The following is a 14,346-nucleotide window of genomic DNA, read 5'->3' on the forward strand; positions in this document are numbered from 1 at the left end:
CAAGCCACGGTGTAGGCGCCAATCCATATGCAGTTGAGAGAAGCACGATGAGTATTCAGTGGTACCCAGGTCACATGCACAAAGCGCGCAAGCAAATGCTTGAGTTGCTCCCCCGCATCGACGTGCTGGTAGAGATATTGGATGCCCGCCTGCCCCACTCCAGCCAGAACCCCGTGATCAGCGAGGCCCGCGGCGACATTCCCGTGATTAAATTACTCAGCAAGGATGATTTGGCCGACCCTGAGCGCACCAAGGCCTGGCAGGCCCACTTTGAGCGCGACAACAACATTCGGACCCTGGCCGTAGACTTACGCAAGCCCGGCAAACTAAAGAGCCTGATCCCGGAATTGTGCCGAAAATTAGCACCCCAAAAAGCCGAGCAAAACAGGACCATCAACGTCATGGTCGCGGGCATACCGAATGTGGGCAAATCGACGTTTATCAATACCATGGCCGGCCGACCGGCCACCAAGACCGGCAATGAACCCGCCGTCACCAAGGCCCAGCAACAAATCAACCTTGAGGGCGGGGTCATCCTGTTCGATACACCGGGCATGCTGTGGCCCCGCCTAGAGCACGAAAACACCGGCTTTCGACTCGCCGCTACCAGCGCGATCAAAAACACCGTCATCGATTTCGAGGATTTGGGCCTTTATTTAGCCGATTACCTCATGCCCCACTATGCCGAGGGCCTCAAGGCGCGCTACGGCTTGAAATCGCTCCCCAAAGACAACTATGGATTGCTGTCCGCCATCTGCACCCGACGGGGCGGCATGAAGGCCGATCAAGTGGATTTCCACAAGGGCGGTGAAATTCTTATTTCAGATTTTCGCGCCTGTCGTCTCGGTCAGATTACGCTAGAAACGCCCGACGAAATCGCGCAAGAAGACATTGAGATTGCCGAAGAGCAGGCCCGCAGGGCCGCCATTGCCGCTGAAAAAGAAGCCAAAAAAGCCCTCAAAAAGGCCGGTAAACGCCACACCTAATCGCTAACAGGGCTCACTGTGTTTTTACCTGAATTAGGCCTTTGGGCGCACCTCGCCATCGCCGTCATTTTTGTGTGGAGCGGCTTTGTACGCTCGGGACTCGGGTTTGGCGGGGCCGTGCTCTCACTGCCATTTCTACTGCTGGTCGACAATCGCCCTCTGGTTTATTTGCCGATTATCGCGGTGCACTTATTATTTTTCAGCAGCCTAACCATCTGGCACAGCCGCGCCGCAACAGACATTGATCAACGGGTCGATTGGCGCTACTTAAAGCGCGCGCTGCTCATTATGTTGGCGCCCAAATTGCTGGGCGTATTTGGGCTATTAGCGTTGCCCAACGACGTCATGACCGCCATTATTTTTGCGATCGTAACGCTCTATTCCTTCAGCTACATATTCAATAAGCCGTTTGTCAGCAAGCACCCGGGCATGGACATACTGCTACTCATGCTCGGCGGTTATGTGAGCGGAACGTCACTCATTGGGGCGCCACTCATCGTTGCGGTTTTCGCCGCGCACGTGGCACGTACGCGACTACGCAATACGCTGTTTGCGCTGTGGTTTATTTTAGTGTCGATAAAAATGGCCGCGTTTATTTGGGCCGAGGTAGACCTGCAATGGCGGCAGCACCTTTGGTTGCTGCCCTGTGCGGCTATAGGGCACTGGCTGGGGCTACACGCCCACAACAAACTCCTGCAGGCAAACAGCCAAGCATTTTATCGGATACTTGGCTGGCTGCTATTGGCCGTCAGCGGCGTAGGCCTGGGGACCTTCGTCCTAGCTTAACTGACTGCAATTAACGCTAAGTCGCCAAGCATCCACTGCCTAAATTTGGCGCCAATCAAGTGCCCAACTGCACCGCAATCGGCACTTGGCAGGCGTCCAGTACCGCCGGCGGCCGCTTGAAAAAGAAGGGGTGATCGCGCAGTTTACGAGCGGCAAGTTTTTGTTCAAACGCCTCACCCACCGTGCGCTCAACCGCTAGCATCAATTGTTGTTCGGGCGGCAAATCGCTCCCTAAAACAGCGCGCTGAATGCGCGTCTGTGGTTCATCTGGTGCCATCACACCAGAGCCTTGGGGGTCTGCGCGCAAAATTGCCTGCACCTTATCCATGCCCCAAACCACGCGCCCAAACACGGTCATGATGCCGTCTAAATACCGCGGGGCCTGACCAATGACCACGTAAAAATCACTGGTGGCCGAATCTGGCTCATTGCCGCGCGCAATGCCCACTGCACCCGGGCAATGCAACAGCCACGCCTCGCTAGACGTCGCGTTAAGGCCAACCGCAAAGCCCGCACTGAATGCAGTTTGCGGCGCGAACAAATCCTGCCTTTGCACTGGCGTAAAGGCCCGTGCATTAGACCACGGCAATACCGATTCCATGGGCAGGGTCGGAATACTTGTCTGCCCCAAGCGTTTAATTGCGCTATCGGAGAGAGGCGTATCACCAGGCCCCGCCTGCGCCACAAACCCATCGATCACCCGATAAAACGACACACCGTCATAAATGCCCGCTCGCGTTAGCTGCTTAATTTGCGCGACAGTTTTGGGCGCAAATGTGTCATTGAGCTCAATCACCACTCGCCCCGTGTCTAACTCCAAATACCACAACTGTTGCTGATCTAAATCTCGATAGGTTGCAGCCCCGCTCGCCGAGGCAAAGAGCAGCCAAATACTTGCCGCAAGCCACACCAATGTTTGTTTTTTTCCAGTCATTGCATTTCCGCTTTTTGTTAATCGATTACCGAAGAGTCTGCTACTTGGCACAATCTAAAAATCCAATAGCACAGAAAATGTTAGGCACTTAAATTATGGACGGCTTCAACCTCAAACCCATCAGCCTTTATTGACATTCATAACACCACCCACATACAAGTGAGCGATCCGATATTTATAAGGGTAACGCCTTGCACCAGCGCCCCGCTGAGCGCCACAGTGACCACTGGTCGGAATCCCCCGCGCCTCGCTTGACCCTGTACGTCTGTACTGGTTTACTGCCCTGCAAAAATGAATGGACATTCACTTTATGGCGTATCAAGCAACAGCTCGCACGGAAGCTCGCAAGGTAGACACTCAGCAAATGCTGCTAAGGTCTGGTCACCGGATTGTTGCTAGGGGCGGATTTAGCGCCCTGTCGATGGCGCGCATCGCCCAGCAGGCCGGCATGGCCACAGGCAATCTCTATCGCTATTTTACCGATAAGGCCACCTTGTCCGTGGCACTATTCGAGCGTGCCAGCACCCATGAAATGCACGCCGTGTTCGAATGCGTCAATCACCGCGCAGCCCCCATCGTACAGCTAGAAATGCTGCTCACCGCCTTTTTACAGCGCGCCCACGCCAATCCGCAACTTGCCTATTCCCTGGTGGCAGAGCCCGTTGACCCCGCCGTAGAGCAGGCCCGCAATGAGCACCGACGCCGCTGGGCCACGCGCTTTCAGGCAGTCATTGAAGACGGCATTGAGCAGCGACAATTCGCGCCTCAACCCGCTGCGCTCGCCGCCACCGCACTGGTCGGCGCCATGGCCGAGCCGTTGGCCGTACCGCCCAGCTACGCCTCTTTTTGCGCGAGCGATATTGCCCCCCTTGTGCAGTTTTGCCTGCGGGCACTCAGCGCGTAAACCCACCAGCGCTTTTGGATAATCGCCATGTTTAAGCACGACCCGTTCCTCGCCAACACCCACAGCGTCGACAACCAATCGGGCCCGCTAGCAGACTACAACCTGTATCTGAGCGACCGCGCGCTAGTGAATGCCACACAATCACTGGGCGAAAACCAACGCGCCCTGCTGGCAGAAAAAGGGCGCACATGGGGCCAAGCTGACTATTTAGCGCTTGGCCATCAAGCCAACCTGCACAAGCCAATTTTTAGCACCCATGATCGCTTTGGCGAACGGGTAGATTGCGTGGAGTTTCATCCCAGCTATCATCAGCTGATGGGTGAGGCAGTCACCACCGGCCTGCACGCATTGCCGTGGCAAGGAGGGCAATCCAACGCACACCAGCTGCGCACCGCGCTCTACTATTGCCACAATCAAGTGGAAGCCGGCCACTGCTGCCCAATCACCATGACCTTTGCCGCCGTCCCCACGTTGAGCAAACAACCCAACATTGCCGCACAGTGGCTGCCTAAGCTTTGCAGTCCAGACTACGACGGCGACAATAAACCCTGGCAACAAAAAGCCGGTATCACCCTCGGCATGGCCATGACTGAAAAGCAAGGCGGTTCCGATGTGCGCGCCAACAGTACCCGCGCCCACCCGATTGGCCAGCCCGGGGGTGGAGAACTCTATGAATTGGTGGGCCACAAATATTTCGTATCGGCGCCCATGAGTGATGGCTTTCTCACGCTCGCGCATACCCAGCAGGGTCTGTCGTGCTTTTTAGTGCCACGTTGGCGCGAAGATGGCAGTAAAAATCCTCTTCAACTTCAGCAGCTCAAACAAAAAATGGGCAATGCCTCCAACGCGTCTGCGGAAACCGAACTCAGAGGCGCCCATGGCTGGCTGATTGGCGAAGAAGGACGAGGCATCGCCAATATCTTGGAGATGGTCGCCCTCACCCGCTTCGATTGTATGATGGGCTCCAGCGCCGGGCAGCGAGCGGCCACCGCCCAAGCCATTCACCACTGCCAGCACCGCAGCGCCTTTGGCGCACGCCTCGTGGACCAACCCTTGATGACCCGTGTCTTAGCCGATCTTGCGTTGGAGAGCGAGGCCGCACTGGCGCTCACATGGCGCATGGCCATGGCACTGGATCGCCCCGATGACGCCGTCGAGGCAGCATTGCTGCGCATCGGCACGGCCGTGGGTAAATACTGGATTTGTAAACGCACGCCGGGCCATGCCTACGAGGCCATGGAGTGCATTGGCGGCATGGGCGTCATGGACACCGGCCCCATGGCGCGCCTGTATCGCGAAGCCCCCATCAACGCCATCTGGGAGGGCTCGGGCAACGTCCAGTGCCTCGACTTGCTGCGGGTCTTACAGCGTCACCCTGAATGCTTAACAGCGCTCTGGCAGGCCCTAGATACGGCTAGCGCGGAGCTGCCGCTACTGGCGCCGCACGTGGCCCGTATGCGGGCGACATTTCAGCAACCGCAAGCACAGCTGGCCCCACAAGCCCGCCAACTGACGGCAGGGTTAGCACTGAGCATGCAAGCCATGGCACTCATTACCCTCAAGTCACCCCTGGCAGAAGCGTTCTGCGTGAGCCGGCTGGCAACCCACGCGGGCAGCCAATCGCTGTACGGTGCACTGCCACAAGGTATCGATGTCGCCGCAATCGTTAAACACGCGGCGCCGAATTAGGCGATTGCACGGCGCAGGCCCACCCGCATTGCACTCGCGCCGATATTTCTAAAGTTACACAAAAGACCATCACAGAGGGGACCGGGACTCGCACTCGCCCATCACCCCACTTATCCACCAAATGATCGGCGCCATTATTGCGCCCCAAAGCGGGCTAACGAACAGACGCCCGCCCTCCCAATTGACACACTTGCTCCTCGATGTTGCGCCACTCTCGGCGCGAACCTAACTCAGCGAGAATGCCATCATGAAAACCACCGATAAAACCCAACCGAACAAAGCCGCCAGTGCCCAACCTGCCAAGGCAAAGCACCCGTGGTCCAGCAATATTGCCGCAGCACACACCCGCTGGAGCAAGCTGACTGAAGGTGACCTAAAGGCCTCCGGTGGCGATCAGAAAAAGCTCACTGAAATGGTGCGCGACAAGTACGCCATCAGTCAGGAAAGCGCCACCAGCCAAGTAACCAGCTTTCTTGCGTCCCACTAGAGTGCGCGGGTCGCGCCGAATGAACGGATTCGGCCAAACGATCCTCGCAATCTAGACGTCCCCCAAGGTGAACATTTACTGCTAGCACCCGTAACATGTCACTTTGGGCCTTGTACCATCCACACTGAGCCATACAGGTCACGCCACCTAAACAGCCTGCACGGAAACTTGTCCGACTGCAGGGCCTAGATCTCACCTGTCTTTACCGCGCCTACAAGGCACAATTCACAGCAACGCCCTCCCACATCACGCCATCAACACCGTCTAATTCGCAACAAACTGGGCAGAAGCCGCCAGCCTTCCTATAATGAATTCCTAATTCTTGGGGAGCGCACAATGAGCACACCGATCGACAACCTGCTCAACATACTGGCCAAAAAAGACGGCTCTGATCTCTACTTGAGCACCGGCGCCCCGCCCTGCGCCAAATTTCAGGGCGCCCTTAAACCGCTGAGTCAAACGCCCTACCCCTCGGGCGAAATCGAGCGCATTGCCAACGAGATCATGGATGAAGAGCAGCGCGAGGTGTTTCAGCATGAGCTGGAAATGAACCTGGCCACCTCAATTGCAGGCGTGGGTCGTTTTCGTATCAATATTTTTAAACAACGCAACGAAGTCTCCATCGTGGCGCGCAATATCAAGGCCGATATCCCCAAGTTTGAAGACTTAAAACTACCTGAAGTGCTTAAGGACATTATCCTTACCAAGCGCGGATTAGTCCTTTTTGTGGGTGCCACCGGATCGGGAAAATCCACTTCCCTCGCCGCGTTAATAGACCACCGCAACAGCACCAGCGGCGGGCACATCATCACCATCGAAGATCCCGTGGAATATGTGCACAAACATAAAAAAAGTATCGTCAACCAACGCGAGGTGGGGGTTGATACTCGGAGCTTTAAAAATGCCCTAAAAAATACACTCCGGCAGGCGCCCGATGTGATTCTCATCGGTGAAATCCGCGACCGCGAAACCATGGAACACGCACTGGAGTTTGCTGATACCGGTCATTTGGCCATCTCCACATTGCACGCAAACAATGCCAACCAAGCCCTCGAACGCATCATCAACTTCTTCCCGGAAGAACGCAGACCACAGCTTTTACTGTCACTGTCGCAAAACCTGCGCGCCTTTGTGTCCCAACGGCTCATTCCCACAGTAGACGGCAAGCGCTGCGCCGCCGTAGAAATCCTTATCGGCACCAAAACCATTCAAGAAATGATTTTGAAAAGCCGACTGGAAGAAATCAAAGAAATCATGGAGAAATCTGAAAATTTGGGCATGCAAACCTTCGATGGTGCCTTGTTCTATCTCTACAAAGAGGGCCGCATCAGCGCCGAAGAAGCCCTCGCCAACGCAGACTCGCCAAACAATCTCCGGCTGCGGATTAAACTCGACAGTAAAAAAACCGGCAGCAGCGAACCAGTCCCAGAAGTCAACAAGGAAAAACCGGCCGCCAAAGAGGCCCAGGCACCTATGTCCTTTGGCAACTTATCATTGGAGAGCATGGAGGAAGATGAGAGTGAAGAGGATAAGGGGTTTTAATGAAGCTTGGTCACTCGTTTATACATTGGAACTCAGACTGCAGTCTCAAGGCATTGCCACGCATTGCCTTCCATGACTATATCGTGCAGCCCCTCCACTGAGAGCAACCCATCAGCCAATTCATTACGCTGACCCAATTCCTTTTACAAAGCAACCTATGGTCTAAGAAAGTCGAATTACCCGTACACTCAAATGGCTTGTACTTAATCACTCTGGGTTTAACAAGCCGACACATAGATTTGACTTTCTGTTGACCATCTCAAAGTCATCACATATTGTTTACCCCGTATTGACTAAATTCAAAGGACTGAGCCATGGTAAAAAGCCTCATCAAAGCTGTCGTTACTAGCCGTCTAATTACGTTAACTACTACAATTTCAGGCCCGGCACAAAGCTCTGGCTTCGACAGCATGACAGTTGGCGAATCTATGAATCGTTGTTTATCAAGCTACAATTGGAGCAACTGGAATATATGGCGCTTTGATATCTATGCCGTTGCACAGGAAAAAGTGATTATCGGCAATTCTGAAAACCACTTCCGGTTTTCATCAGAACATCCGGGTTATGAGCATATCGTAAATGGCAAAGTATTCAGCATAAACAATGAAATCGAAAAAATTTCGCAACTGAACGCCCACTGCAGTAGCAACTGCCCTAACAATATCGTAAAGCGACTGTCTTGGTTTAAGCGAAAGTGCAAAGCATTTGAATAAATAGCGTGAGCCAGGACATTCGCTATCGCAGGAAAACCGAAAAAAGCAGCCCCTATTACCTGTATGCGAAAGCAACCGACAACCCTAAATTCGATGGTAAAAACGACGCTTACAGGGACGAGAAAATGGCCTAAGAGTTTGACTTTAGACCGTAGTCACTTGTTATGCATTAGCCAACTACAAAGCTATTTGCTACGCCACCAATAGCCATAAAAAATAAAGCCAGCTTCCCATAGATACCTATTTCAACCTTGTTCCAGTCGCTTATATTGACCAGTGCGATATTACCCGTAGCGATTTCGATAAATAGAAGAGCGATACCTATGTATGAAATTACTGGAGGGATTAGCGCTAAAGATAGTCCTAGGTTTGCGTATGATAAATAGGACCCAAGCACTAATGTAACCACTGCAAATACTAGAAAATAGATAGGCCTTTTCTGTGCGATATTTTCACTCATTTTTATTTCTTGATGCTGGTGTTTTTTGCGTGTCATTCGACACCTCCATATCAGTCAAATATAACTATACAGGGTGTCTACTTTTCGTGGGTAACTTGGACACATAACGCCGGCAGGAAAGGCGAGTGATAGCGAGTCAGGGCCGCGTCTTTTGCGGCCCACTTTGCCTGCCCTTGTTAGCTGACATCTTGAACCAATACATCTTCTTTAGCTACATACGACAAAAAGCGATGAAGGATAGCTAAGAAAATTATCGGAATTACTGCGGCATACAGACGATTACCCTCAAATACAATTGAAAACGGTAACATTGACAAAGTAGCCACTAACAGCCACAAAGAATACTTCCTTGAGACGTCTTTTACAGCGATGAAGCCATATGAAGATGTAAAGGTAGTTATGCAGCCAACAACTACCATTATAGCTAGAATGGCGGACTCTCTTAACGAGTCGTATATCTCCAAATACCACCATTGTTGCAAAAAAACAGCTATCCCACCAAAGATAAGATAAATATTGCCCGCAAGTACAAGTCTGTTTAGTGGCTTTTTTTGCGGCAGTAGTATTGCTAATTGAAATAAGCCTAATAGGGCTCCAATCTGAAAAGCCTCAAGCCAACGCTCTACAGATGGTGCACCATACCAAAAAGCAAATGTGGCGAACGTGGATAAAGGGAAAAACTGAATTAGTGCAAAGATCCATTTGCTCATAGGCCTGACAATCTCCGTTCTAAGCTAACGCCCGCAGAAAGCGCGCTGCTTTTTAGCGTCGCTTTTGCTGCGCTTGTTAAGTTTGAATTTCATTTAGTTTCTCTATAAAAGCTTGCAATTCTTTCGGCCAAGACTTTGTTGTATGTTTACCCATATAAGCGCTAATTTCAGGATGCTCAACAAGTTCGAATCCATACGATTTTTCCATCGGATATGTTTCCATATCATCCAACCCATTAAAAGCAATAGTCAATGGAGAGCTATTATCCGGACGGGCAATTTTCCAAAATCCCGAAAACCTATAATCGTCGCCTGGTAGTTCATCTAGAACTTTCCAATGACTGCGCTCTAGGGTATTTCTTAGTTGATTGAGAGTAATTTCACTCATATTTGGTAACTTAACATTTTATTAGTGTGCCGGCACAGTATGCCGGTGGCGCTTAAATCAACATGCTGTAACATTCTGATTTAAAACGATTAATTTGGTGGATCTTAGCACGACAAAAGGAAAGTGTGCGCGCTTGGTATGCTGAATGCGAGTTCTCATATGCAGGATGCGCACTACGGGAAGTTCTTGTTTTATCAAGTATTTTTATTTTGTAAGAACAAATATGAGACCTGACGGAACAATATTTTTCAATAAAATACCGGAATTTTAAATATTCTGGGTATTCATACAGCACTTTACACCATCAAAGTATCTCGTGTGATCCAGCTATTTAGTCGACGGCTGGATGATTCTTTAGCAAGCGAATCTATTGATTCATTAAGCTGTCAATATGAGCTCTTAGCTTCAAAAACAAAGAAAGTATTAGTGAACTCAAGCGTTGAATAGCTGAAGGGGAAGCTATCACTTTCGTACTGCTAGGGCGGGATTGCCTACACGATCAGGCGGGATTGACTGCAGTCAGCCTAGGGGCTGCTTGCACCCTGCGGGCTCGCTTACGCTCGGTCTAAAATGCTGCTCGCATTTTCTCGAACCCGAGGGGTTGATGTACACGGATGTACGAATGGCACGCAAGGCAGGAGCCTCGGATGTACGAATGGCACGCAAGGCAGGAGCCTGAGAGCGGCCTCATCCCTGCCGCACAAGGATGTGCAAATGCCGTGAGAGCCAGGACGGCGGTAACGGCCATCCGCACCCCGCAAAACAAAAAGGCCCCATGTTTTCATTACTGAAATGCCTGCAGGATCGGGTCGGGATTGACTGCAATCAGCCTTTGGGCTGCTTGCACCCTGCGGGCTCGCTGGCGCTCGGTCTAAAATGCTATTCGCATTTTGTCGAACCCGAGGGGTTCTCATCACCGTCCGCACACCGCAAAACAAAAAGGCCCCATGTTTTCACATGGGGCCTTTTTGTTTTGTATGGCGCGCTTGAAGGGATTCGAACCCCTGACCGCCTGGTTCGTAGCCAGGTACTCTATCCAGCTGAGCTACAAGCGCGTGTTCCTGACGTCTCGTCTGGAGGCGCGTATATTAGGGATGCCCCCTATGTGAGTCAAGCCCTTTTTCCAGAAAAATACTAATTTTATTCAACGGCTTAGGCTCGTTTGGTGATTTGGCGGTATAGGCGCCAAATCGATGATTTTTTGACTCGCCGGCGACTAATTCGCATGCGCCAGTGCCGATAGCGCCTTGAGCCGCGCCATGGCTTTGCCGTGCACTGAGGCCGGTGGGTAACCGCCATTGCCGTCGGGCTCGCCGGCCTCTGTATCGAGCAACAGCTCCAGCGCCTGATCGATGGTCTCCACGGCATAGACAGCGAACTGCCCTGCTGCCACCGCAGCCAAAACATCGTCGTCGAGCATAAGATTCATTTGGTTGGTCTTGGGGATGATGACGCCCTGCTGCCCGGTGAGCCCACGATCGCGACACAGGCGGAAGAAACCTTCGATCTTTTCATTGGCGCCGCCAATGGATTGCACCTGTCCGTGCTGGTTAATAGAGCCGGTCACCGCCAGCGACTGATCGATCGGTATGCCTGTCACTGCGGAGATGAGCGCACACACTTCCGCCAGAGATGCACTATCACCATCTACCTGCCCATAGGATTGTTCAATGGCAATATTGGCTGAGATCGACAGTTGAAAATGCTGGCCATAGGTGTGACCCAAATAGCCGGTGAGCAGCATGACCCCCTTGGAGTGGATGGCGCGACCGAGCTCGGCCTCGCGTTCGATATCGGTCACGCCCTGTTTGCCCGCATAGACGGTGGCGGTAATGCGCGCGGGGTTGCCAAAACTGTTGTCGCCCACGGAATACACCGTTAATCCATTGATGGCGCCAACCGCTCGCCCTTCAGTACTGATCAACACCTGCCGCTCTTTAATGTCTTCGAGCATGGCCTCACTGATTCGGCCCGTGCGGTACTGCTTTTGCTCGCGCGCTTTGGCCACATGGGAAGCGGTGATGTCGCCCTCCGACCCCGCCGTGCGCCATATGTAATGAGCTTCATCGAGCAATTCGTTCCACTGCTGAATGTTGGCCGACAGTTTGCGCTGATGCTCCGCGTTGCGCATGGCCATGCGGGCGAGTAGCGCTACAGCTTCATCACTAATACTCGGGTACGCCAAGCGCCGCCCGCGTTCACGCACCAGAGCACTAAACGCAAAGAGATTGTCGTCGGTGGGCAACAGGTGCCTATCAAAGTCGGCCAGCACGCGAAATAACTCTGCAAACTCCTCGTCGAGTTGCTGCAAGGTGTAATAGACCTCGGGCGAGCCCAGCAAAACCACCTTCACGGCCAGCGGAATTTTTTCAGGTTGCAGTTGGTAGGCTCCAGTAGAACCCAGCTCGCCATAGGGCGGCTCAATTTGAATCTGCTGGGTTTTCAACACCAACTTAAACTGCTGCCAGACGGCCGGTTGATTCAATAATTTTTCAGCATCTAAGAGCAAAAATCCGCCATTGGCGCGATGAAAGGCGCCTGCGCGAATCATGCGGTAGTTGGTTTTCAGCACCCCTTGGGCCATGTTGTAGTCCACCACACCAAACAAATTTTGAAAGGTGGGGTTTTGCTCAAAAACGACAGGGGCACCTTGGGTCGGGTCGCGCGCTTCCAAAAGGTTGGGAAGAAATTTTCGCTCCAGTTGATGCCTAAAAATTCGATCGTCTGGATTTTCTTCATCTTCATTGGCAATTATATCCAGCAACGTATCGGCAATGTGCTCTTTGACTTCGCGCAAATACTTTTGAACACCTAAATGACTGGCATACTCGCGCCCCAGATCTTTCAATAACGGGCGCACCACCTGCTCAATGGTGTCGTATTTTAATTTGCGCAGCTGCCCCACCGCCTCGCGCTTCCATACTGGCAGCTCTAATAGACGCTCAGACAACCGCTCTTCAAGACTGGCAAGCAATTGATAGAAGTGATTGCGGTCTGACTCGCTGAGCGCTGCAAACTGCGCATCATCCACTGCCTGGCCGTCAATCAATGGCGCAAAAGTGACCGAACCATCCTCTTCATACAAGCCTACGCTGTTCGCTAACGCCTCCTGCTCAACGGCGGCTATGGCCTCCTCATAGCGCTGAGAAAACTTTCGATCGATCTGCTTTTTTTTGCGCTGATAGGCGGGGTTTTCAAACACCTCGGGAAATAGCACCAACAGCTCATCGATAAAACGATTGATGCGCGATAACAGCGCCTTGCCATCGCCGGGGTTAAGCCACAGGGCTTGCGGTGCGTGAGGATTATCGAAATTGTTGATGTAACACCATTCCGCGCCAGCGGGCAGCGACGCAGCATGTGCAGACAGGGCTTGGCTGATCAGCGTTCTACGCCCGGTACCCGTATCGCCAACCGCAAAAATATTAAAGCCTGGAATTGCCATGGAAAGGCCAAACTCCAAGGCAGCGCGTGCACGCTCATGGCCGATAACGCGCAAATCAACCGGTGCATCCGCTTGAGGTTGAGCGGCGCACTGCGCGGGATCAACAGCCACACTTAATTGAGCGGATGACAAGGTACATATTTGCTTCGCAGATGGCATAGTACTTCCCTTTAACTGCACAGTAGACACTGAGCATACACCCTAGCGCGCGGCCAACCAAAGCGGCACCTTGCTCAACGGCTACCGGCAATCCATATCCACAATAACGCGACCAAAAGATGGGCAAATTGACTGCAAAACGTGCCATTAGCGCACCCTTTCACCATCTCCCAAACACAAGACAGCCCAGCGTTCGCCGGGCTGTTTTGTATGGCGGTGAGGGGCTAACTCGGGGTTTCGGCGATCGCTGCTCGGCGCCGTGTTAGCGGCTTGAGCTTTGCTCAAGACCGGCCCTCGCGAACCGCAGGTGGACGAGGGATTGATTCGCGCGATGCGCTCACCCCTTCGGGGCGCCGGCAAAGCCGGACGTCTTAGCCTTGAAAAGCAAGGCTGATGATTCGCGCGATGCGCTCACCCCTTCGGGGCGCCGGCAAAGCCGGCGTCTTAGCCCGCGAACGCGGGCTGATCGAACCGGGGGTTCTCATCCAAATCTCCCTCTCCACATACAAAAAAGCCCGGCATTAGCCGGGCTGTTTTGTATGGCGGTGAGGGGCTAACTCGGGGTTTCGGCGAGCGCTGCTCGGCGCCGTGTTAGCGGCTTGAGCTTTGCTCAAGACCGGCCCTCGCGAACCGTAGGTGGACGAGGGATTGATTCGCGCGATGCGCTCACCCCTTCGGGGCGCCGGCAAAGCCGGCGTCTTAGCCCGCGAACGCGGGCTGATCGAACCGGGGGTTCTCATCCAAATCTCCCTCTCCACATACAAAAAAGCCCGGCATTAGCCGGGCTGTTTTGTATGGCGGTGAGGGAGGGATTCGAACCCTCGATACCTTTCGATATACACACTTTCCAGGCGTGCTCCTTCGACCACTCGGACACCTCACCATAAAACTGGGCAGAATCTTTAGATGGTTTAGCGAGCGTCAAGTCTGCTACCTGCTTGCTCGTGGTCGAAGCGAGTTCGACATTGATTCGGCGCGTCCTGCGCCTCACCCCTTCGGGGCAGCAGTCTTTGGCCTGCTGTCCTAATCTGATCCCGTCAGATTAGTCGGACACCTCACCATAAAACTGGGCAGAATCTTTAGATGGTTTAGCGAGCGTCAAGTCTGCTACCTGCTTGCTCGTGGTCGAAGCGAGTTCGACAT

General features: G+C 53.0%; 12 protein-coding genes and 2 tRNA genes. 7 read left to right on the top strand and 7 right to left on the bottom strand.

Features of this window, described 5'->3' with window-relative positions; genetic code table 11:
- The first annotated feature begins 47 nt into the window (after positions 1 to 47).
- Together ylqF and FHS30_RS09385 are read left to right on the top strand one after the other, a co-directional pair.
- Positions 48 to 986, top strand: coding sequence for a ribosome biogenesis GTPase YlqF (gene ylqF / locus FHS30_RS09380; protein ID WP_183910172.1), 939 nt, complete (start codon positions 48 to 50; stop codon positions 984 to 986).
- Positions 987 to 1,004: 18 nt separating this feature from the next.
- Positions 1,005 to 1,772: a TSUP family transporter gene (locus tag FHS30_RS09385; protein WP_183910173.1), complete on the top strand. Its 768-nt coding sequence runs from the start codon at positions 1,005 to 1,007 to the stop codon at positions 1,770 to 1,772.
- Positions 1,773 to 1,827: 55 nt separating this feature from the next.
- Here FHS30_RS09385 and FHS30_RS09390 read toward each other — a convergent pair whose 3' ends face one another.
- On the bottom strand, positions 1,828 to 2,706 hold the full coding sequence (locus tag FHS30_RS09390; protein WP_183910174.1) for a peptidylprolyl isomerase: 879 nt from the start codon (positions 2,704 to 2,706) through the stop codon (positions 1,828 to 1,830).
- 295 nt (positions 2,707 to 3,001) lie between these two features.
- On the opposite strand from FHS30_RS09390, the gene FHS30_RS09395 reads away from it, so the two are divergent.
- The 5 genes from FHS30_RS09395 (at position 3,002) to FHS30_RS09415 (ending at position 8,041) form a co-directional block, all read left to right on the top strand.
- Positions 3,002 to 3,610 carry a TetR/AcrR family transcriptional regulator gene (locus tag FHS30_RS09395; RefSeq protein WP_183910175.1) on the top strand — a complete coding sequence of 203 codons (609 nt, stop codon included), beginning with the start codon at positions 3,002 to 3,004 and terminating at the stop codon, positions 3,608 to 3,610.
- A 27-nt stretch (positions 3,611 to 3,637) separates the two neighbouring features.
- On the top strand, positions 3,638 to 5,299 hold the full coding sequence (locus FHS30_RS09400; protein ID WP_183910176.1) for an acyl-CoA dehydrogenase family protein: 1,662 nt from the start codon (positions 3,638 to 3,640) through the stop codon (positions 5,297 to 5,299).
- A 247-nt stretch (positions 5,300 to 5,546) separates the two neighbouring features.
- On the top strand, positions 5,547 to 5,786 hold the full coding sequence (locus tag FHS30_RS09405; RefSeq protein WP_183910177.1) for a hypothetical protein: 240 nt from the start codon (positions 5,547 to 5,549) through the stop codon (positions 5,784 to 5,786).
- Positions 5,787 to 6,122: 336 nt separating this feature from the next.
- Positions 6,123 to 7,328: a PilT/PilU family type 4a pilus ATPase gene (locus FHS30_RS09410; protein ID WP_183910178.1), complete on the top strand. Its 1,206-nt coding sequence runs from the start codon at positions 6,123 to 6,125 to the stop codon at positions 7,326 to 7,328.
- A 314-nt stretch (positions 7,329 to 7,642) separates the two neighbouring features.
- Positions 7,643 to 8,041 carry a hypothetical protein gene (locus FHS30_RS09415; protein WP_183910179.1) on the top strand — a complete coding sequence of 133 codons (399 nt, stop codon included), beginning with the start codon at positions 7,643 to 7,645 and terminating at the stop codon, positions 8,039 to 8,041.
- A 169-nt stretch (positions 8,042 to 8,210) separates the two neighbouring features.
- Here FHS30_RS09415 and FHS30_RS09420 read toward each other — a convergent pair whose 3' ends face one another.
- From FHS30_RS09420 to FHS30_RS09445, 6 genes are all read right to left on the bottom strand, one after another.
- Entirely contained in the window at positions 8,211 to 8,537 is a 327-nt protein-coding gene (locus FHS30_RS09420; RefSeq protein WP_183910180.1) for a hypothetical protein, read from the bottom strand.
- A 140-nt stretch (positions 8,538 to 8,677) separates the two neighbouring features.
- Positions 8,678 to 9,211 (bottom strand): hypothetical protein, encoded by a 534-nt coding sequence (locus FHS30_RS09425; RefSeq protein ID WP_183910181.1) that lies wholly within the window; start codon positions 9,209 to 9,211, stop codon positions 8,678 to 8,680.
- Between the two features lie 76 nt (positions 9,212 to 9,287).
- On the bottom strand, positions 9,288 to 9,599 hold the full coding sequence (locus FHS30_RS09430; RefSeq protein ID WP_183910182.1) for a hypothetical protein: 312 nt from the start codon (positions 9,597 to 9,599) through the stop codon (positions 9,288 to 9,290).
- Positions 9,600 to 10,577: 978 nt separating this feature from the next.
- Positions 10,578 to 10,654: transfer RNA gene (locus tag FHS30_RS09435), tRNA-Arg, on the bottom strand.
- A 161-nt stretch (positions 10,655 to 10,815) separates the two neighbouring features.
- The gene (locus FHS30_RS09440) at positions 10,816 to 13,203 is read right to left on the bottom strand and encodes a Lon protease family protein (RefSeq protein ID WP_183910183.1); all 2,388 of its coding nucleotides are present in this window, start codon (positions 13,201 to 13,203) and stop codon (positions 10,816 to 10,818) included.
- A gap of 795 nt (positions 13,204 to 13,998) precedes the next feature.
- Positions 13,999 to 14,086 (bottom strand) — tRNA-Ser (locus FHS30_RS09445).
- Between the last annotated feature and the right edge of the window lie 260 nt (positions 14,087 to 14,346).

The sequence above is a fragment of the Simiduia aestuariiviva genome (genome assembly GCF_014192475.1).
In the GTDB taxonomy this organism is placed as follows: domain Bacteria; phylum Pseudomonadota; class Gammaproteobacteria; order Pseudomonadales; family Cellvibrionaceae; genus Simiduia; species Simiduia aestuariiviva.